Raw genomic sequence first — 22,450 nt, 5'->3', positions numbered from 1 at the left:
TAGCTTCGCTTCAATAGGCTTTAGTTTTATTTATTTAAAAGTTCAAAGTTTAAATAATAGTTATTTTATTCGTACCTCAGAAAAATTATCATTATTTGTTATTTAACCAATTTCCACTATAGAAATCTAAATAAGATTTGAATTTATACTTGAGAATATGATGACAAAATTCACTTTGATTCTTGTTACACGATTCTTAGATTAAAATTTAATTTATACTATAGAGATATTTTTACAATAATGAAGTGCATTTAAATATTTTGTATATAAGTCTCAGTGAAAAATTTTGAAAAGCTTAGAATTTTTGAATTGTTTGAGGTACGAGTTTTCAAAAATTCTTAGTCTTTTCTTAAATTTTTCTCCTAGACTTATCAAAATATTTAACAGTACTGAAGGTTGTAAAAATATCCTATGGTCAATTTAATATTTAACTTAGAAGCTTTATCTTACTGTTTCAAAATCTTCTTCTGCACATTCTCTCTCTTCTTTATCAAGCATGGCGTTTAACATTGACTCAACTAATTTTATTGCACCGTAATATCCAACTTTTGGAGTATATTGATGTCCATATCTGTCCATTACAGGGAATCCAAATCTAACAAACGGGATATCTTCTGCCCTAGCAATAAACTTACCATACGTATTTGAAATGAGAAGATCTACTCCTTCATTTTTTATAAGCTGGTGCATTTCAAAGAAATCACTGTTGGCTTTCACAATTCCTTCTAAACCTGCTTCGTCCATCATAGCTTTAATTTCCTTCTCAAATAATGATCCTGGAGTACCAGTTATGACATATTTAGGAATCATGCCCAAGGTTATGACAAATTGGGTAAGGGAAATGACCACATCTGGATCTCCAACTATAGCTACTTTTTTACCATTAAAGTACTGGGCACTATCAATCATCATGTCAAGAAGCTGTCCTCTTTCCTCCTCAAGTTCTACTGATACTTCCTTACCTGTCAACCTAACTAAATTCATAAGTAAATCGTCCATGGCATCTATTCCAATAGGTGCCCTCAAGGTTTTATATGGCACTTTACACTTATTTTCAAGAGACTTTGCTGCAAGTTCTGAAGCATAATTTCCAAAGGCTACAGTAAAATCTGAATTTCCAGCATCAACTATGTCTTCAATTTTTGTTCCACCTTTAGGATACATTTTATAATCCCCTGTATTTGGAGTATCAAACACTCCATTTGTATCAGGAAAAATTATATATGGAATGTCCATAAGTTTAAAAATTCTCTTCATTTCTTTCATATCTGCAGGACCTACAAATCCCGGTATTATATTAAATTTGCCATTTTTCTCTCCACTACTTTTAGAAAGATATTGAACCATACCATTTACCATATTGGAAAATCCAGTAACATGGGAGCCAACATAACTGGGTGTATTGGCATGAATGACAAGTTTACCTTCAGGTATCTCCATCTCTCTTATATAAGTAGGCAAATCATCTCCTATAGTTTCTGATAAACAGGTCGTATGAATAGCTATAATATCTGGATTATACATGGCAAATATATTTTTAACAGCTTTTTTTACATTAGCTCCTCCCCCAAACACGCTAGCTCCTTCAGTAAATGAGCTTGTAGAAGCCATAGCAGGTTCTTTGAAATGTCTTGAAAGTACAGTCCTGTGATAAGAACAACATCCTTGTGAACCATGGCTGTGTGGAAGGCAATTATGAATTCCAAGAGCCGCATACATAGCACCAACAGGTTGACAGGTTTTAGCCGGATTTATTCGCAGTTGTTTTCTTTCTACTAATTCTTTTGGTGTTGCATCTAACATTACTGTTCACCTCCCATAACTTTTCCTTCCAATAAGGATTCCTTTTTCCAAGGTGGAGTTAAATACTTCCATGCCGGAGTATATATACCCCCTGCAAGTTCCCTTGCAAATATTATTGCACCTTTAAATCCTGCATAAGGACCTGTATAATCATAAGAATGAAGCTGTCTTGACAAAACTCCCATTTTTTCAATGGCATATTTCTCCTTTATTCCTGTCAAGAACATATCAGGGTGCAGTTCCTTTATGAATTTTTCCATTTCATGTGCGTTCATGTCATCTATTATTACCGTATTTTCATCCATTTCTTTTTCCATTCCACCATAGTAAGCAAGAGGTACACCTTCTGACTTGAGAGCTTCTACCCTTTCTTTAGGCAAAACCACATGATAATTTTCCTTGTCAGGATGTACAGTCAATTGAGGAATATTTTTGCTATCAGCATCAATCTTTATTGTAGGAATGACCTCCCTGCCTTCATAATCATCACGGTGGGCAAATTCATATCCTGCAAGGATGGTTTTTACCCCAAAATCTTTCAAAAGCACCTGATAAGTATGTGACCTTGATCCACCAACAAATAAACAAGCAAGTCTACCTTCAAGTTTTTCCCTATAATACTGCATATCTACCTGGATATCTGCAAGTTCTTCTTCAATGACTTCTTCAGTTTTTTTATACAAGTATGGATCGTCAAAAACTTTAGCTAAATCTCTTAAAGTATCAACAGTACCCTGTATGCCTATAAAGTTACACTTAATCCACGGTATACCATACTTGGTTTCCATCATCTCTGCTATATAGTTTATGGATCTATGACACTGCACTAAGTTTACATCTGCAGTGTGGGCATTTTGAATACGTTCGTAACTCCCATCACCAGTAAGAGTTGCCACTACGTTATACCCTATTTTATTTAAAATTCTTTCAATCTCCCAGGCATCTCCGCCAATGTTATATTCGCCCAATATATTTATGGAATACTTTTTATGCTCACCCTTTCCAGTACCAATGATTTCACTCATAACGGTATTGTTTGCTATATGATGTCCTGCAGATTGGGTTACTCCCTTATATCCTTCACAGCTAAAGGCAAGCACATTGATTCCATAAAGTTTTTTAGCTTCCTGTGCCACTGCATTTATATCATCACCTATAAGTCCAACAGGACATGTAGCATATATACCTATAGCTTTAGGATGAAAAATTTCAACTGCTTCCTTTATTGCCTGTCTAAGCTTTCCAACCCCACCAAAAACTATATCTTTTTCTTCCATATCTGTACCAAAAACATATTCCATGAAATTTTGGCTGCCTTTTTCACTTTTAGCTTTGTTTCTTCTTCCACCCCAGCTATAAAAAGAGCACCCTACAGGTCCGTGGGTTATATGAATCATATCTTTAATAGGACCCATGACAACACCCTTGCAGCCTGCATAACAGCATCCTCTAGATGTAATTACTCCAGGCACTGTCCTTATATTCGCTTCAATAACAGGTTTTGGATCTTCCTTTGTCTTTACAACTATATGTTTTTTTCGATTCTTATAGGTTTTAGCTGGATATGGCTCCAAAACTTCATCTACTATTTTATTTAGTTCTTTTCTCATAAAATCACATCCTTCCATAAAGATTAAACAGCTTCATCTCCAGTTTCTTCTGTCCTTATTCTCACAACATCAGTTACATCTATTACAAATATTTTTCCATCTCCAGGATTTCCTGTCCTATTTGTCTCTATTAAAGTATCAACAACTTTTTTTACTTCTTCATCTTTAGCCAGTACAATAATTAACCTCTTTGAAATTAACCTGTGCACTTCAGATATCTGCTCTGCAACTTTTTTATCTGAAAAATCCACTATATTGCTTCCAGATATATAATCTTCAATTATAGAAAAGTCCACCTTTTTCTTACCACGCCCAACAACTTTTTTGCATGTAATAGATGGAAATCCAGCTGCAGCAAGGGCATCTTTTGTCTTACCAACCATGTCCATTCTAATAATAGCCATAACTTCTTTCACCTTACATGCCTCCTTATAATTCATTTGTACCCGAACTTATTGTATATACTTCCTCCACAGGAGTTACAAATATTTTTCCGTCTCCAAAAGCTCCTTTATTACCGGTTTTTGCACTTCTAGTAATGATTTTTATAATATCATCCTTATATTCATCTTTTACTACTATGAGCAGCATTTGTTTTGGTATTTCATCGTAAAATATTTCGCCTACTTTCACGCCTCTTTGTTTACCTCTGCCTACTACATCAAATTTGGTAACTGCCGGAAACCCAGCATCGCATAATTCTGATAGAACTTCTGGTGCTTTTTCAGGTCTAATAATAGCTTTTATCAATAACATATTGAATACCCTCCCCTTTTGTGTTACACTATAAAAAGTTAGAATTTGACCGATTCTGACTTATTTTTTGGGTATATCTCTTGGCGTTTCCATTCACAAACTAAGAGGTATACTCTAGTGTTTTTTGTTTTATTTTTAATATTCATTTTAATCCATCAACCCATGTTCCATAAGTATAGCTTCTAAATCGTCTTGTGCCATTGGCTTTGGTATTACAAACATGTCGTTTCCATCTATAGCTTTTGCAAGTGCCCTATATTCATCTGCTTGTTCAACTTCAGGACTAAACTCTATAACAGTCTGCTTATTTATTTCTGCTTTTTGAACATCATGACTTCTTGGTACAAAATAGATAAGTTGAGTTCCAAGTTTTTTTGCAAAAGCTTCAAGTAATTCCCTCTCATTTTCAACTTTTCTACTGTTGCATATAATGCCTCCTAATCTAACTCCACCACTGTTTGCAAATTTACTTATACCTTTTGATATGTTATTTGCCGCATACATGGCCATCATCTCACCACTAGCTACTATATATATTTCCTGTGCCTTGCCTTCACGTATTGGCATTGCAAAACCACCGCAGACAACATCACCTAGTACATCATAAAAAACATAATCCAAATCATCATCATAAGCGCCGAGTTGTTCAAGCATGTTAATTGAAGTTATAATACCTCTTCCAGCACATCCAACTCCAGGTTCAGGCCCACCTGATTCAACACATTTTATTCCACCATATCCTTTTTTTAATATTTCATCTAAGTCTACATCTTCTCCTTCTTCTCTCAAAGTATCAAGAACTGTCTTTTGTGCAAGTCCTCCTAGAAGTAATCTGGTTGAATCTGCTTTAGGGTCACATCCTACTACCATTATTTTTTTACCCATTTCTGCTAATCCTGCAGTTAAGTTTTGTGTAGTAGTAGATTTTCCAATACCACCTTTTCCATAAATAGCTACCTGTCTCATTTTACACTCACTCCTCACTTATAATTTTTTTATGACAATTATTGTTTAATAATTTATAAAAAATATATCATACCTTTTTAGAAAAATCAACATTTAAATTACTAATTTATTAAAAAATATACGTTGTAACCGATAACATTTTAAAATATCAACATAAAAATTGTGATTTTAATAATTACTCACTGATTGTTGTTAATAACTTATCATTTATGCTATATTTGTTTATACTATGTTATATAACTCTTCCCAATTAATTTTACTTCTTTAATATGTAGTTATATTATATAATATTTGTATAAGGTGACAGGCACCGAATGGGGGCAAAAATATCCCACTATGGTGACAGGCACCATTGAAAGGAAGGATAATTTATGTTAGAAAATACGACCTTAACTCCACAGGAAGTTGCCGATATGCTAAAAATAGCTAAAAATACAGTATATGAATTGATTAAAAGAGGAGAATTAAACGGCTATAAAGTTGGCAAAAAAATTAGAGTTGATTTAAATGATGTAGAAAATTATAAAAATAAGACAAAACACACTACACAAAATGAATCCAGTGATGTTAAAGAAAATGATCTATCTTCTCCTGATATTTTTTATCCTACAAGAGATAATACAAATGGAGGCTTTATAATATGCGGACAGGATGTACTTCTCGATATTTTATCCAGGTACATAGAAATTCGCTGCCCCGGTACTAGAACTTTCCGCTCCTACGTAGGAAGTTACAGTGGACTTTTATCACTTTATATGGGAAAAATACAGGTAGCCACCGCTCATCTTTGGGATGGTGATTCCGATCAATATAATATACCCTTTGTAAGAAGATTAATTCCCGGAATTCCAACTGTAATAATTCATCTTGCTTGCAGAATGCAAGGCTTTTATGTAGCCAAAGGTAATCCTAAAAAATTTAAAGGTTTTGAGGATTTAAAGAGACCTGATATTACTATGATAAATAGGGAAAAAGGCTGTGGTACAAGAATCCTCTTAGATGAGCATCTTAGATTATTAAACATAAGTGGTAGTGATATAAAAGGTTATGCAAAAGAACATTTTTCTCACCTAGAAATAGCTAGTACTGTGGCTAGGGGTGATGCTGATGTAGGACTCGGAAATGAAAAAACAGCCCTTCAAGTTAATAATGTGGATTTTATACCTATTCAAAAAGAAAGATATGAATTGGTAATGAAGAAGGAAGACATAAATAAAGCTCCCTTTAACTCAATACTTGAAATACTCCGTTCAAATCAATTTAAATCAGAACTCCTAGGAATAGGCGGATATGATCTTACTGAAATGGGAAATATAATAGCAGAACTTTAAGGTTTACCGGCTGCAAATTATGCTTGTTCCCCTTAATTTTAAAATGGCACTGCTTCATTTATTATAATTGTGAACAAATTATAAATAATTTATAAAATTAATAAATTTTCTTTAAAAGAATATATAATAGCATTAACACTATAGGAAATAATTGGTGAATCGTCTATAGTATAGACATAAAATATAATAAGGGGGGACATGTATAATGAAAATATCTTTGAAAAAAGCAACAACTGTTATTGTAGCATTTTTCATGCTGTTTTCTTCTTGTAATGTGGCATTTTCTAATGAAACTGCCTATGCAGCAGATACAAATGTTACAAGCTGTAACGAGATTGGAAAGACCTATTATGGATTCCAACTTACTTCAGTGAAGGATATGCCAAAAGTTAATTCTACTGTTATGCAGTTTACTCATGTAAAAACAGGTGCAAAACTAATGTATCTTAAAAACGATGATACCCAGAGAGTTTTTGATATCAGTTTTCGCACCCCTACTTCAGACAACAGTGGTGTAAATCATATTATTGAACACTCAGTTCTTGATGGCTCCAAAAATTATCCTGTAAAATCTCCATTTCAGCAAATGCTTAAGAGCTCCTTGGGTTCTTTCATCAATGCCATGACAGGTGCTGATTATACTACATTTCCTGCAGCAAGTACGAATGAGCAGGATCTTAAAAACCTTATGGGAGTATATTTGGATGCAGTATTTCTCCCAAATGTTACTACTGATCCTAATATATTTAAGCAGGAAGGTTGGAGGTATGATCTACCATCTAAGGACTCAGCTCTTTCAATTAACGGTGTTGTGTACAATGAAATGAAGGGTGACTATTCAAATCCTCAGTGGCTTTTACGTAATGCAGTAAATCAATCACTGTTTCCTGATACTTCTTATAAGTGGGATTCAGGTGGAAATCCAGAGAATATTCCTTCTCTTACAAGAGATCAGTTAATTTCAACTTACAAGAAAAACTATACACCATCAAACAGCTACATATATTTATATGGTAAATTAGATATAGGACAATATCTTCAATATATTGATCAAAATTACTTAAGCAAATTTGACAAAGTTAATGTAGATACTTCCGTTAAGGCCGAAAAATCATTGTCTAATATACCTGATAAAATAGCTTCTTATCCTGTTCCTAAAGATGGAGACACAAAAAAGAAAACTTATCTCTCTTTAAATTTTGTTACAGACGATATAGGCGATAAGGAAACAAATACAGCATTAACATTTTTGAATTATTTACTTATGGGAACAGACAATGCTCCTCTTAAAAAAGCACTTACAGAAAAGGGTATTGCAGAAAATGTAAGTTCTTCATTTAGTATGAATGGTATTCAGCCAGTATTTTCAATTAATGCAACTAATTCTGATGAATCTTCAAAAGAAGTTTTTGAAAAAACTATTTTTGATACTCTAAAGAATATTTCAAAAAATGGATTTGATAAAGATTTTCTTAAATCTGCCCTTGAGTCCTATGACATAAGCGATCGATCTGAAAAACTTACAACACCTATGCTTGGTGGAAACGGTCTTGTATTATCCCAGACTGCATTGTCCACATGGGTATATGATAAAGATCCTACCATGTACCTTGATACAAGTGACATAATGGAAAAGATAAAGAAATCGGATTCCAATAAATATTTTACAAGTTTAATTGACAAGTACCTGATTTCAAACAACTATCACTCAATGGTTGTATTAAAGCCTGAAGCCGGTCTTGAAAGTAAGACTACTGAAGCTACGGCTAAAAAACTTGCAGATTATAAAAATCAAATAGGAGAAACAGGTGTTAATTCACTTTTAAAAAATACCCAGGATTTTAATGCATGGCAAAAAAGTGGGGATTCAAAAGAAGCACTGGAAACTTTACCAAAGCTTTCACTTAAGGATATCAAACCCGAATTACCAAATTTAAGCTATAAGGTTGAAAGTCAATCAGGTATGAAAGTTCTTACCCATAATGCAGATTTAAATGGGCTTTCAAACATAAGCCTTTACTTTGATACGTCAAAGGTTCCACAAGATAAATTACATTATTTGAGCCTACTTTCATCTTTGCTTGGAAATGTAGATACTAAGGAACATAGTTATGATCAGCTTTCAAATGAAATGCTGCAGTATGTAGGAAGCACTATTTCTTTTACACCTTCAGCAGTATCAAGCAACAAGGATCCAAATAATTATAGTCCTAAACTAACTGTATCTCTATTAGCACCTGACGAGAATATTTCAAAATCTCTTGATTTAACTGAAGAAATTATAAATGACAGCCAGTTTACCAATAAGCAGAGAATAAAACAAATTATTGAGCAAAATAAGTCAGCCCTACAGGCAACTTTGACTTCAGGATCAGGTGCAGCTGCAATTATGCGAATGAGTTCCTATATGAGTGAAAGTGGAAGATACAGTGAAGAGCTTACAGGACTTTCCTATTATAAGTTCTTGCAAGACTTGGACAGCAACTTTGATTCAAAATGGGATGAGATCTCTAAAAACCTAAATGATATACGCAAACTTGCATTTAACAGAGATGATCTTATAGCAACTTATAGTGGAAATGAAAATACTTCTGAAACATTTAAAAATGAGTTAAGTAGTATAAGTCCTAAAATTAATTCTCAGGTACTTCCACAGCAAAAATATACTTTTGCACAGCCTGATAAAAATACAGCTTTTTCTTCTACTGCAAAAGTACAAACAATAATACAGGTTGGAGATTTTAAAAAAGCTGGCTATACCTATAGTGGAAAGATGATGGTACTGCAAAACGTATTAGACAACGGATATCTTTGGAATAAGGTAAGGACAACCGGCGGTGCCTATGGAGTCCAATCTGCATTATCACCTAATGGTGAAGTTATACTTGCATCAATGAGAGATCCAAACCTTAAAGAAACCTTAGATGCCTTTCAAGGTACGGTAAATTACCTTAAAAACTTTCAGGCAACAGACAGCGAAATGACAAATTACATTATAGGAGCTATTAAAAGTTTTGCAAATTTAAAATCTAGTGGACCTCTCGAGGAAAGTTCTCTTTGTGATTCAATGTATCTTACAAACTCTTCTGTAAATGATCTTTTGAACTATGAGAAAGAGGCACTTTCAACTACACCAGATGATATAAGAAGTTATGGAAATATGCTGGATCAAGTTCTAAAACAAAATATATACTTTGCAGAAGGTTCTGCAGATAAGATTGAACAAAACAAACAATTATTTAATGAGATTATAAATATGCAGAAATAACTTATAAGGTGCCTGGCACCGAATGGGATCTCAAATGTCCCACTCGGTGCCAGGCACCAATTTTATTCTATTCCAGTTTTTATATTTTTTATGCAGGCTTTGTGTATGCCTTTTTCCTCCATGGCCTTCACTGTTTTTTCATAGTCATAAGTGAATTCTACAATGTCACTTTTTACATCCTCGTCTGGTTCCATTATGAGGTAGGTTCCATTAGGTCTGCCTATTTTAGGTTTTCCAATGCTTCCATCATTTAAAAGAATTTTATCACCATATTTCTTTCTATAAGGAATATGAGTGTGAGCACATATTAGAACATCTTCTTTTAGCACACCCATTGCCTCTTCTGCTTCTTTTGAATTTTCCTTTAAATATTCATTTATGGATCTATTGCTTCCATGTACAAAATGAAATTTTTTATTTTTAAAATTAAGTACTATTTCTCCAGGAAGAGACTCTAAGTAATCCCTGTTTTCCTCTGATAATTCTTCTGCTGCCCATGGCATACAAAATTTATTGACTTCATTGTCCCTTATATAATTAAATTTTTTCTCAAGCACTGCTGCATCATAGTTGCCAAGTATGTTTAATATGTGCTTTTCTCTTACAAGCTGAATTACTTCATTAGGATAAGGTCCATATCCCACCAAGTCTCCAAGACATATTATAGTATCAATGTTTTTCTTTTCTATATCACAAAGTGCTGCTTTAAGTGCTTCTAGGTTTCCGTGTATATCGGAAATAACTGCTATCTTCATAAGTTTATCATTCCTTTCTCTGTGGTGCCTGGCACCGAATGGGGTAATAAATGTCCCGCTCGGTGCCAGGCACCACATGGGATAAATTTTTATATATGTCACAAAATATACTGAGGTGATTTCATTGAAAAAAAACTTTTTAGCAAGTTTAGCATTATGTTTTGTCTTGTCCACAGGTGCAGTTCATGCACAATCATCAACTTACACCGTAGTATCTGGAGATACCATGTGGAAAATTGCAGTAAAAAACCAAGTGGGAATAAGTGAACTCATATCTGCCAATCCGCAGATTGCAAATCCTGCCATGATAATACCAGGGCAGAAGATATCTATTCCAAATATAGATGTAAAAACAACGGAAAATCAAGTTATAAAGCTGGTAAACCAAGCAAGAGTAAATGCAGGATTACAACCATTTACATCAAATTGGGAACTATCAAGAGTGGCCAGATACAAATCTCAAGATATGGCTAACAAAGGATATTTTGATCACACATCTCCTACCTACGGTTCACCTTTTACCATGATGCAAAATTTTGGTATAAAATTTACTGCCGCTGGTGAAAATATTGCAATGGGACAAAGAACCGCACAAGAGGTAATGAATTCCTGGATGAACTCTCCAGGACATAGAGCCAATATTTTAAATCCAAGTTTCAATCAAATAGGAGTTGGTCTCGCTAAAAATTCTAATGGAACTTGCTATTGGACCCAGCAATTTATAAAGTCCTATTAAGCAATAAGGTGACTGTCACCGTATTGGAACATTTATATTCCACTCAGTGACAGGCACCAAAGCACAAAAAAGGAGGTTACCCCCTCCTAAATTCACACAATTATTTAATTGATCTTCTATTTTCAATTAGTTCTCCAACTCCATTAACTGTACCTTCTATGTGTGCTACTTTATGAGTTAAATTATCTATCTCAGCTTTTCTTACATTATTGCTGTGTTCTATTGCTTTTACTACATTATATATCTCATCTTGTCTTTTTTCCATGTTGCCAAGTCTTTTTTCCACGTTGTCAAATCTTTTTTCAATGTTATCTAATTTTTGCAAAGCAAGTTGAAATATGTGATTTGTTTCCTTATCCAAATTTTTCACCACCAATAAAGATACTGTTTTTACATTATAGCATCTATAATTTTATATTTCAATCTCTAAAATATGGCAGTTTATGCAGCCATCTCTGACTGGTACCTGTCACCCTAGCGGGATATTTATAGTCCACCAAAGTGCCTGTCACCTTATTGCACTCTCCACATACATTCTATATAGTTCTCTCTTTCTGCTCTGTATGAAATAAGAAAGTATTCTATCTGAATTAATTAGTTTTTCTTTTCTTTTACCTATTAACATAGGATAACTGCTCCATTCATAATCTTCTGGTTTTTTAACTATGTTAGCCCTCACTGGATTTAAACTTATGTATCTACTTGCTTCTAAAATATAGCTGTCACTATCTATTATTTGAGAACCATACCGTCCCTGAAAAAGGTGCCCATGATAATCATATTTATTATTAAAATACTTAGCATAAAAAGTATTTATTTTTCCCATTAATTTTTTTATATGAACACTTTTTGTTTCAATTTGAAGATGAATGTGATTAGTCATGAGACAGTAACTTAATATTTGAAATTCGTTGTTATAAAATTTTATAGCATGCTGTAAATTTCTAAGATAAACACAATAATCTTCTACACTTTTAAATATGGCTTCCTTTCTGTTTCCTCTAACTGTAATATGTAAAATTGAGCCTTCACGCCATAATCTATTTTTTCTTGGCATTTTTATACCTCACAGATAAATTATTTTTCTGTGATTATAACCAAATTACTGTGTTTTAAACAAGGTGCCTGTCACTTAGGGCATTTTTCATCCCATTAGGTGCCTGTCACCGTATTGGAACATTTATATCCCACTCAGTGACAGACACCTTTTAGATTAGCTGCTTTTTTTCATTAAAAAAAGCAGTATAATACAAGTAACAAGCTATAAAAGACGCTATAGATGTAGTAGAGAGCAGCATAAATGTAACCATTATTTGATACCTAACAGCGTTAACCGGTGAAGTTCCCGCCAAAATAAGTCCCGTCATCATGCCTGGCAAGGACACAATTCCAAGAGTTTTCATAGAATCTATTGTGGGAAGCATTCCTGTCTTAATAGAACTTCTTATTATTTCCATGGAGGATGGTAAAATATCTGCTCCAAGAGATAGTTTTGTCTCCACTTCTTCTCTTTTGTTTTTAAAATTCGAGTTCATTTGATTGAAACATAAACCTAGAGCTACCATTGCATTACTTATTATCATTCCACCTACAGGTATTATTTGATAGGGTTCATATTTAATAGCCTTTGAAAACAAAAGAATGGATAATGTAATAACAGTCCCTATTGATATGGATATAAACGATATCCACAAGCCATTTTTAAATTTTTTGCTTCTCTTTGCAGAATTATAGGAAGCGTTAAAAATCATAAATATCAACAAAAATGAGGTAAATAAAGGATTTTTTAAACCAAATATGTAATTTAACAAATATCCTACTACACTAAGTTGAATTACAGCCCTTATTACACCAATTATTGTTTCTTTTTCAAGCTTCAACTTCTGAGAATATGAAAATAAAAGAGAAATAAGTACAAGTACTGAAGACATTAAAAGTGAATAAATATCCATATTTACTCCGCCATTCATTTTAACACCTCCAAAGACTTTGCTCTGCCATTTTCTATAGTCAATACTTTATTTGCATACTTTTTACTCTGCTTAGGATTATGAGTTACCCACAAAATCGTAATACCCTTTTCGTTTAAAGATTCAATCACACCTTCAACAATCAAGGTATTGTCTACATCCAGTGCTGATGTAACCTCGTCCAATAAAAGTATATCTGGTTTAAATAACAATGTCCTTATAAGTGCTATTCTTTGTTTTTCTCCACCAGAAAGATCTCTTACTTCCCTTTTTAAATAATCTTCGCTAAGTTTAAAATCTGTAAAAAGCTGTTCCACCTTGCTCAAATCAAATTTAGAATTTCTTATTGAATAGGGGAATTTTAGATTATCCATAACAGTATCCCCAAAAAGATAGGGGGTTTGAAAACAATACGCTATGCATTGTCTCCATTTTATTGGATCATATTCCTTATAGCTTGTATTTTTATAAAATATGTCTCCTTCAGTAGGACTTATGAGATAGGAACACAACTTCAAAAATGTACTCTTTCCGCTGCCAGAAGGTCCTACGATAGAAATAAAATCCCCTTTTTCTACATCTACTGATATATCTTTTAGTATAGTATTATTATCTTTAACATATGTTACATTTTCAAATTTAAGTAACGTCATTATAACACCTTTTTTCTAATATAAATCTAATGGAGTTCTAATCAAAAATCAACATATACTCCAGATATTTTTTACTTAGTTTTAGTTAAAGTTTATCATATTATTATGTTTTTATCCATATAATACTTTTTCATGAAATGTGGAACAAACATTAAAGTGGGAATAAATGAACTCATAGCTGTTAAACTAGACATTACAAATACTTCAATGATAATCCGGGGCAAAAGATATTTATTCCAAATATAGATATAAAAACAATGGAAAATGAAATTGTAAAACTGTTAAATCAAGCAAGGATAAGTGCAAGATCAGCCATTTAGGGCAAATTGGGAACTATCAAGAGTGGCCATATATAAATTTCAAGACATGAACAAGAATGATACTTTGATCACACATCTCCTACCTACGGTTCACCTTTTACCATAATGCAAAACTTCGGCATAAAATTTACTGCAGCTGATAAAAATATTGCCGTGGGACAAAGGACTACCCAGGAGGTAATGAATTCCTGGATGAACTCTCCATGACATAGTGTAAATATTTTAAATCCAAGTTTGAATCAAATAAGGGTTGGCCTTGCTAAAAGCTCCAATGGAACTTGTTATTGGACACAGCAATTTATAAAATCATATTAAACAATTGCTTTTTAAACAAAGGTGACAGGCACTTGATGGGGTATAAAATACCCCACCAAGTGCCTGTCACTGTATTGGGAACATTTCTGTCCCTAGAGGTGCCTGTCACCTCTATTTATTTTGCAGTAATAGTATATCCATCTAAGTCATCACTTGAAGGTGAATACATAGTATACGCAGCATTATCATGTTTTTCACTTCTTATACTTATAGCTAATGAATCTCTATTTGCAGCTATTTTAATTAAATCACCTTTATTGAAAGAAGATGAACTAAATCTATAAATTACAGTTTTATCATCTACACTTATAGCATTTGGAGTTAGTGTCTTACCTGTAGTTACATCTGTAAATATAAAATCATCACCATATCGGTTCTGTATAGCAGTATCTATATCCTGATTAAATACTACATTTATCGTATCTGCATTTGACTGACTAATTGCTTCAAAGTCATCTGACTTTGTTACAGGAGGTATATAAACCTTAGTAGAACCAGTTCTTATAGTACGGCCAGCAGCATCAAGCGAACCTGTATTTACAACGCTTAAATTTGTACTTTCACCACAATTTTTTATATCATCTATTTTTTCATTATTTTTTACACCTGACTTATATATTAGAATTACAGTATTACCACTTGTAGTCACACTATCCGGTTTGCAACCATCAACCCTGAAATCATTCATGTCAAGCGTATCAAGTGCTGAAGAAAGAGATACTTTAACAATTATGTCATCACCGCTGAAGGACATATCCGCTGTACCAGATATAATTGCAGGTCCATTATCACTAGCTGTATTTATATCTCCTATATATCCTAAGCTAAGAGATTTTCCATTCTTATCAACTACGTTCTGAACTCCTATTTGAAGCACACTTCCAGCAGTAGTTCCATTTCCTATAGTATAGTTTGAAGGAAATTCAATAGTTGCACTTTTGTCATCAGAAGCAGGTGTTACGGTTGCTCCCCCAGGAAGATTTTTCACATCTCCTGTTCCATCTCTAAATAAATAGTTTGACTTATTAGATATAGAATCTTCATCCATAGTTTTATTGAAAAATACAGTAACAGCTTGTTCATCATCAGCCCTTTTTACTATGTCTGCAACCTTTACACCTTCATCATCTGTACCGGATAGAGTTGCAGTATAAGTATCTATCAAATTTGGCTTTGCTTCAGTATCTATTATATTTTTTACGGTCAAAGTATATTTTGATCCATTTAACGAATCTTCATCAAATTTAAGATCGAACAGTCTATTATTGTTACCATCTACAGTTATAGTATTTATATTTTTTAGTTTATAACTTATATCATTTCCATCAGAATCAACAATAGTATAGTTTCCAGTATTTGTAGCAGAACTTCTTATAACATCTTTACTAAACTTAACCCTTATAGTTTCTGAATCCAAGATATTTGCAGATGTGACTGTAGGCTTATTGCTGTCACTCCCATAATAAAGTGTCTTGCTTGTTTGAGATACTGTGTTTCCAAAGGTATCTTCTACATCATTAGTAACCAAAATTGTATTTGTTCCCTGATCAAGCATGCTTCCTACATTTTTAATCTTTACTATACTGTCTCCTGATCCGGAATCAAAAGTAACATAGGAATCATCTACATCTACAGTATCTCCATTTATTTTATAGTTTGATGACTCAAGTGCAGTTTGTGTATCCATAGCCCTATCATACTTTATATATATAACGCCGGCATTATTTGTGGTAACACTTTCAACCTGTGGGGTTCCTGATACAGACTCAACTTTAAAATCCTTAGATTGACTTTGAATTGGAATATTTGCAGCATTGTCAAATTTACTTTCTGAAGTACCATCCGGCATACTAAATGTATTATTACCTATAGGAAGAGGTGAATTAAAATAAATATCTACTCCACTTGCCCAATCTCCACACTCATTTATAATTTTAGTATAAGACTTACTATATCCATAATTTGTAATACTTTTTCTATTTATCTTCATAGATGTCAAATTACTTTCATTCATTCTTATCGGTTCTGAAAATCTAACCTCCAGCTTATTTCCTCCAACTGAAGTTACAGATTCAATAGAAGGAGAACCTATTTCCTTAAATGTAATTCCTTTTTCATATTCAGTTATACTAGATGATGAATCGTCACTAAGTATATTGTTTTTTACTTTAAAAGTAACATTTTTTCCTTGCGTAAATGGATTTCTAAAAGTAAGTACAACAGTTCTACCATCATCTTGAAGATGTGCAGAAGCTTGTGTTTGAGCTACCGATCCAAGATATCCACCATCTATTTCATAATTTGCTGCTCTCTCAGCAGAATCCTTGTCAACTTTGGTATTAAACACAACTTTTATCTGATTAAGTCCAACTGCAGTTACAGAATTTACAGTAGCACTCTCACCAACAATTCCTTGAGCTGCGTTTTTGATATCAGAAACAGTGCTATCTGACATTACACCATTTTCCGATACTACATTTAACTTTGTAGAAGAGTTTGCCTTTGATTTAATATAGCCAAGTGCATTTGTTGTTTGAGCATCTTTCTGTCCAGCTATAATAACAAGAGGTGAGGAGTTTATTCCTGCAAGAGACGCAGCTATAAGAGCATCAGTATATCTATCCCCTGCTGCATTTGCCACATATATGTTATCTGATTTTAAATCACTGCTAAAAGTTTTCAATACATTTAAATTAGTGGCAAATCTATCCGATCCTCCAGATATTCTCTGATCTGCCCCTATATTTTTATAAGTAGCATCGTTTATAAGATTATTTGTACCAATTACAGTAACTTTAGATTTATTACTTTTTAGAAAATCAATTACAGGACTCATAGCCTCAGTACTATTAACTCCAAGTAAAAGAATCTCATCTTTAACAGCTGCCACAGGTGCTGCAGACAAGGCATCTGGAAAGCCTTCACCACCAACCATCATTACGTTGTTCGCGCTCACTCCGAGTTTTATAAGCTGATTGGCTACTGCAAGGTTAGTTTCATACCTTGTATTTCCTGATAATTCTATTAGATTATAGCTCTCATTTTTAAGTTGATTTCGCACAGCTTCAGATATTACACCTTTACCACCTATCACATATATGTTCTTTGGCTTCAGCTTAGTTATTTCATCATTAGTAGTGGTATTTAAGCTATCTTTTCCAGTTAAAAGTATGGGTGCATTCAACTGCTTTGAAAGCACAACTGCGCTTATAGCATCTGCATACCCTTCACTGGATACAAGTATTACATTATCGGAACTTGTCCAATTTTGTGTAGCAACCGCAGCTGCCGTTTCGTAACAATCTGCTCCAGACAATTTTGTAACTTCTCCTGCTGCCGCTTTAGCAGAAGTAACTGGAAGTGCCGGTGAAAGCAGCAGCGATAGTACAGCCGTGGTGCTTATTGCCTTTATAGCATTTCTTTTCATATAATTATTACCTCCTACCTTATTTAGCAATATATTAATATTGTACCATACATTTTTACCTTAATGATAGATTTTATTTATGGTTCGTCTCAAAATTTTGTGAAACATTCATACAAAACTCTACGTTTTATATTTTTTACCTTATGGTTCTTCGACAAATCCATTGGTAATAAAATCATCATAATACCTTAAAGTGGGATATTATTGTTCCCTCGCGGTGCCTGGCACCAAAAAATAAAAGAGTACCTAAAAAGGTACTCTCAGTTTTGATTTGATTATTTAATTTTTCAATCAGAATATGACCTGATTATTTTTATGACTTAAAGATATTTTTAGATATGTTAGTACAAATTTTATCCGTTCATCTAATTTAAATAGGAGAAGAAAGATTGTACTTTTCTCTCTCCTCTTATACAGCATCAAACGTTCCACTCTATCTATCACTATTTTTAACTGTCTTGGGTATTCACTCAAGCACAAAATTCTTAACTGTTAATTTTGAATAGAAATTTCATCTATCAAATTAATAGAGTAGTTAGAAATACAGGGAAAAGACTTGCCCTTTCCCTGTAAATTTCCACCTATTTGGCCTTTAAATTAAAGCTTATAAGGTAACGTTTCGCACTTTTATTTTAATTACCTAAAGCAGTAATTGTAACAGTTATGCCCTTCAAATCATCATCCGTAGGTGCATAGGAAGTATAATCTCCATTTCCGTCTTTAGGTGTAGTAATTGTTGAAGATGCCTTAGGAGTAATCTTAAGAGTCGCACCAACTCCACCAGCAGCAACAATTTTACTATATCCAGTATGATTATTAACTTTATCAAATACAAATGTAACAATTCCATTAGCTGCCTGACTAGTATCAACATCATCAGCATCAATTGTAGTTCCACCTATACTAAATGTAAAATCACCAGGCTGAACACTACTAGCTTCAATTGGAGTATCAAATTGGACATTAACTTTAACATTTTCACTTCCAGCAGTTGAATCTAATTTTGCACTCCAATCAGTTACATTACCATTAGCATTCTTTGTTACAATTGTTTTAGGAGCTGCATCATAGAAATATGGAGTAACAGTTCCTCCAGTTGTAACTGCAGCACCTGTTACATCTTTTATAGTGCTATCATCAGTAATAGCTAACGCTGCATTCGCACCTAATTTCTTAATTGTATTAACTTTTGTTAGGCTTGTTAAATCTATTGCATCATTATTTGTATCATCATTATTGCTCTTAAAAGTAAGAGTTACTTTACTTCCATCAACGCTAGCAGAATCTGCTTGTTGTCCACCTAATGTAAACTTTGAAGCATCCATTGTATCTGCATCAATTGGAGCAGTAAAGCTTACATCTGCCTTCAAATCATCATTATCATAATAAACTTTTAATGAATTAGGTTTTACTGTTGCTCCATCACCTGCTGCCTGTACATTACCACCATAACTTCCAACTTGAAGTGTATTGCCATTAACATCTTTAACTCCTTGTGCATATAAAGCTGTTACCTGATTATCTTCAGAAGTTATAGCAGTATTAACTCCAGTTCCTACAACATTATTAACAGTATAATAATAAGTATATGAAGTTGGCAATTTAATAGTTACGCTCTTATTATCTGAGCTTATTGAAATATCAGAACCGCTTGGAAGTGTTTTTGTATCTCCCTTTTCATTTTTAAATTGATAGTTAGAAACATTATTAAGAGAACTTGAATCCATTTCTTTATTAAATACTAAAGTAATTTTTCTACCTAAATTACTTGAATCATTTACTGCATAAACTCCTGTTACTTCAGCATTTACATCAGAAGATCCATCAAATGTAGTAGTATAATCATCCATTACATTTGGTGTAGTTGCAGTATCTTCTATATTTTTAATTGTTATAGTATACTTAGCATCTGTTAGCTTTGTATTCAAATGTATATCAACTACATCTGTTGTAACAGGTGATGTCTCACCTGGAACAGTAATTCCATTTGTAGAAGGTATTGCTGATGTTATATCGGTACCATCACTATCTTTTAATTTATAGTTGGATACATTAGTTGCATACTTTGCATCTACATCTTTGCTGTATTTAACTCTTATTGTAGTATCATCAAGAGCAGATACAGAAGTTACTGTAGGTTTAGTAGTGTCTTCATCTAAAGTAAATGATTCATTAGTATCCTCAGCAACCTTATTGCCATAAGCATCTTCTACTTTGTCACTAATACTTATCGTATTTGAATTCTTGTTAAGTAAACCACTTACTCCACTTATTTTTACCTGAGTATCTCCTTTTTTCAGTTCAGGTGCAGTAGTAATAGATTTACCATTTATTTTATAATTACCCATTTCAACGGCTGTTTTAGCATCCATTGGTCTATCAAAATTAGCATATACTTTTCCACTATCTTCAGCTGTTATGCTTGTAATCTTAGGTGTAGAAGTAAGTGTATCTACTGTAAAGTCCTGAGTTGTATCTGCTATTGGGAATCCTGCAGCATCTGATAAAGTATCATCATCAGCATCAGAAATCTTCAAAGTATTATTTCCAGTTGGAAGAGCTGTATCAAAGTATATTTCTACTTCATCTGTATAATAATATCCACTTTCAGTTGATGCTTTAAGTGAGTCATCTAATGCTGAATATTCAAGTGAAGTATCAGTATTAGTCTCATAATTAATTCCAAAAGAAGATAAATTTTTATCATTTATCTTAAGTTTAGATGCTATTTGTTGAAGTGCATTCTTTTGACTTGTAGCCTTTACTTTTACAGGTTCAGAGAATACAACATCTAATTTATTATTTCCTCTTGCTGATACTGAACTCAATGTTGGAGCAGTAGTATCTGCAAAAGCTATAGTCTGCGTAAATTCTGGAACATTACCTGACTTATCAGCAGTAAGTATTCCCTTTTTAACTGTTACATCTACACTACTATTTTGTTTTTCCTTTTTAGCAAGAGTTATTAAAACTGTCTTATTATCGCTCTGTAATGTTGCTGTTGCATCAGTATCACTAGGAGTAGTAGAGTTAACATCTTGGGTAGTAAGTGCTGATCCATCAACTTTATAATTTGTTACATCTTCAGCTGTATCAGAATCAACTTCCTGATTAAATACAACCTTGATCTGATTTAATCCAACATTACTAATTGAACTAACTTCTGGATCAGTAGAAGGAGTAGTACCAGTAATTTCATTAATTATTGAATCAGGAACAACTCCTGTTCCACCTATTACTTCTATATCCTTTGCATTTTCACCCTTAATATAAGCTACAGCTTTATTAGTTGCGTCTGTACCATCTTTATCAACTAATACTAATGGTGCAGTATATTTTCCAGCTAATGCGGAAGCAACTAATGCATCTGCATAAAGGTTGTCTGGATCTGCTGCGCTTGCGTTTGCTACATATAATTTGTCAGCCTTTAAATCAGCCTTGAATGCATCTAATACCTTTAAGTTAGTATCAAATCTGCTTGATCCACCGTCTACTCTAGTAACGTTTGAACCAAAAGCATTCTTTATTGCATCGCTTATAACATTTGTAGTTCCAACAACTGTAACTTTGGAATTGTTGTCTTTTACAAAATTAATTGCTGCTTGAGATGCATCTTGATCATTATTTGCTAATAATAAGATTTGTCCCTTTGCTGCTGCTACTGGTGCTACGGAAAGTGCATCTGCAAATCCTTGTCCACCAACTACCATAACGTCGCTAGCACTAACTCCTAAACTAACTAATTCTTTAGCTACTGCTACATTAGTTTCATATCTGTTTTGTCCACCTAACTCTTTTAAAGTATAGTTGGCTTTAAGTCCATCTCTTATGCTCTGTGAAATTGAAGCATTTCCTCCAATAACATATACATTCTTTGGTTTTAATGTGTTTAATGCACTTTGTGCTTCTGAACTAAGTGTATTTCCTGTAGTTAAAAGTATAGGTGCATTTAATTTTTTAGCTAATGCGGAAGCACTTACTGCATCTGCATATCCTTCACCTGATACTAATACAACATTGTCTGAAGTTGTCCAGTTTGTTGTAGCAACCTTTGCAGCTGTTGCATATCTGTCACCGCCACTTACTCTGTTTACTGGTCCTTGTGCTGCTTTAACAGGACCTGCTGATAAAGCTGTAGTTAACACTAAGGACATAAGTGTAGCACTTGCAAGTGCCTTTGTACTTTTCTTACTCATATTGTAATACCCTCCTCGATTAAGTGAATTTTAATTAAAATTCTTTATATATATATATATATTTTAAATATATACTTTCTTAAAATGCCTTCCCATACGGTTAAGTGTTATTTAAGTAATTTTTACAATTATGTATTCATTCTTTTACAATCCCATTCCTTTACACTTATACTGCTTGGTCAACATTTATGAAACAGACCTTATTATACCACATATAAACTACACATTCTACTAATTTTGTGCAATCTTACGTGATTTTTCATAAAATTTTAATACTTATATAACAATAGTAACAAATTCATCCTCTATTATATCATAATAAATCCATAATTTCTATGGTTTAC

15 protein-coding genes are annotated in these 22,450 nt (G+C 33.2%); 3 read left to right on the top strand and 12 right to left on the bottom strand.

All coding sequences use genetic code 11. The features are described 5' to 3' along the window. Positions 1 to 441 precede the first annotated feature (441 nt). The 5 genes from nifK to nifH all read right to left on the bottom strand — a co-directional run bounded on the left by nifK (position 442) and on the right by nifH (position 5,135). A complete protein-coding gene (gene nifK / locus CLAU_RS12610) occupies positions 442 to 1,803 on the bottom strand; it encodes a nitrogenase molybdenum-iron protein subunit beta (RefSeq protein ID WP_023162706.1) in 1,362 nt (453 codons plus the stop codon). After that, positions 1,803 to 3,413, bottom strand: a complete 1,611-nt coding sequence (gene nifD / locus CLAU_RS12605) for a nitrogenase molybdenum-iron protein alpha chain (RefSeq protein WP_029170224.1) — start codon at positions 3,411 to 3,413, stop codon at positions 1,803 to 1,805. Before nifD ends, nifK begins: the two co-directional genes overlap by 1 nt. A 23-nt stretch (positions 3,414 to 3,436) precedes the next feature. Then, entirely contained in the window at positions 3,437 to 3,829 is a 393-nt protein-coding gene (locus CLAU_RS12600; RefSeq protein ID WP_023162704.1) for a P-II family nitrogen regulator, read from the bottom strand. A gap of 13 nt (positions 3,830 to 3,842) precedes the next feature. Continuing rightward, entirely contained in the window at positions 3,843 to 4,169 is a 327-nt protein-coding gene (locus tag CLAU_RS12595; RefSeq protein WP_013237173.1) for a P-II family nitrogen regulator, read from the bottom strand. A gap of 147 nt (positions 4,170 to 4,316) precedes the next feature. Then, entirely contained in the window at positions 4,317 to 5,135 is an 819-nt protein-coding gene (gene nifH, locus CLAU_RS12590) for a nitrogenase iron protein (RefSeq protein WP_013237172.1), read from the bottom strand. 371 nt (positions 5,136 to 5,506) lie between these two features. On the opposite strand from nifH, the gene CLAU_RS12585 reads away from it, so the two are divergent. Together CLAU_RS12585 and CLAU_RS12580 are read left to right on the top strand one after the other, a co-directional pair. Further along, positions 5,507 to 6,466 (top strand): helix-turn-helix transcriptional regulator, encoded by a 960-nt coding sequence (locus CLAU_RS12585; protein WP_013237171.1) that lies wholly within the window; start codon positions 5,507 to 5,509, stop codon positions 6,464 to 6,466. 205 nt (positions 6,467 to 6,671) lie between these two features. After that, a complete protein-coding gene (locus tag CLAU_RS12580; RefSeq protein WP_023162703.1) occupies positions 6,672 to 9,734 on the top strand; it encodes an insulinase family protein in 3,063 nt (1,020 codons plus the stop codon). A 62-nt stretch (positions 9,735 to 9,796) separates the two neighbouring features. Here CLAU_RS12580 and CLAU_RS12575 read toward each other — a convergent pair whose 3' ends face one another. Then, positions 9,797 to 10,489, bottom strand: coding sequence for a metallophosphoesterase family protein (locus CLAU_RS12575; RefSeq protein WP_023162702.1), 693 nt, complete (start codon positions 10,487 to 10,489; stop codon positions 9,797 to 9,799). 124 nt (positions 10,490 to 10,613) lie between these two features. Between CLAU_RS12575 and safA the strand changes: the two genes are divergently transcribed. Then, positions 10,614 to 11,225: a SafA/ExsA family spore coat assembly protein gene (gene safA / locus CLAU_RS12570; RefSeq protein WP_023162701.1), complete on the top strand. Its 612-nt coding sequence runs from the start codon at positions 10,614 to 10,616 to the stop codon at positions 11,223 to 11,225. Between the two features lie 100 nt (positions 11,226 to 11,325). Here the strand turns inward: safA and CLAU_RS12565 are convergent, their stop codons facing one another. From CLAU_RS12565 to CLAU_RS12540, 6 genes are all read right to left on the bottom strand, one after another. Continuing rightward, positions 11,326 to 11,586 (bottom strand): hypothetical protein, encoded by a 261-nt coding sequence (locus CLAU_RS12565; protein ID WP_023162700.1) that lies wholly within the window; start codon positions 11,584 to 11,586, stop codon positions 11,326 to 11,328. Positions 11,587 to 11,733: 147 nt separating this feature from the next. After that, entirely contained in the window at positions 11,734 to 12,282 is a 549-nt protein-coding gene (locus CLAU_RS12560; RefSeq protein ID WP_023162699.1) for a transposase, read from the bottom strand. A gap of 151 nt (positions 12,283 to 12,433) precedes the next feature. Beyond that, positions 12,434 to 13,195 (bottom strand): ABC transporter permease, encoded by a 762-nt coding sequence (locus CLAU_RS12555; protein ID WP_023162698.1) that lies wholly within the window; start codon positions 13,193 to 13,195, stop codon positions 12,434 to 12,436. Beyond that, a complete protein-coding gene (locus tag CLAU_RS12550) occupies positions 13,192 to 13,848 on the bottom strand; it encodes an ABC transporter ATP-binding protein (RefSeq protein WP_023162697.1) in 657 nt (218 codons plus the stop codon). Before CLAU_RS12550 ends, CLAU_RS12555 begins: the two co-directional genes overlap by 4 nt. 750 nt (positions 13,849 to 14,598) lie before the next feature. Next, positions 14,599 to 17,910: a cell wall-binding repeat-containing protein gene (locus CLAU_RS12545; RefSeq protein WP_023162696.1), complete on the bottom strand. Its 3,312-nt coding sequence runs from the start codon at positions 17,908 to 17,910 to the stop codon at positions 14,599 to 14,601. Between the two features lie 632 nt (positions 17,911 to 18,542). After that, positions 18,543 to 22,106, bottom strand: coding sequence for a cell wall-binding repeat-containing protein (locus tag CLAU_RS12540; RefSeq protein ID WP_023162695.1), 3,564 nt, complete (start codon positions 22,104 to 22,106; stop codon positions 18,543 to 18,545). Positions 22,107 to 22,450 lie beyond the last annotated feature (344 nt).

It is taken from the genome of Clostridium autoethanogenum DSM 10061 (genome assembly GCF_001484725.1).
Lineage (GTDB): Bacteria > Bacillota > Clostridia > Clostridiales > Clostridiaceae > Clostridium_B > Clostridium_B ljungdahlii.
Note: the sequence above shows the minus strand (reverse complement) of the source record. Positions and strands in the feature narration are given on the sequence as shown.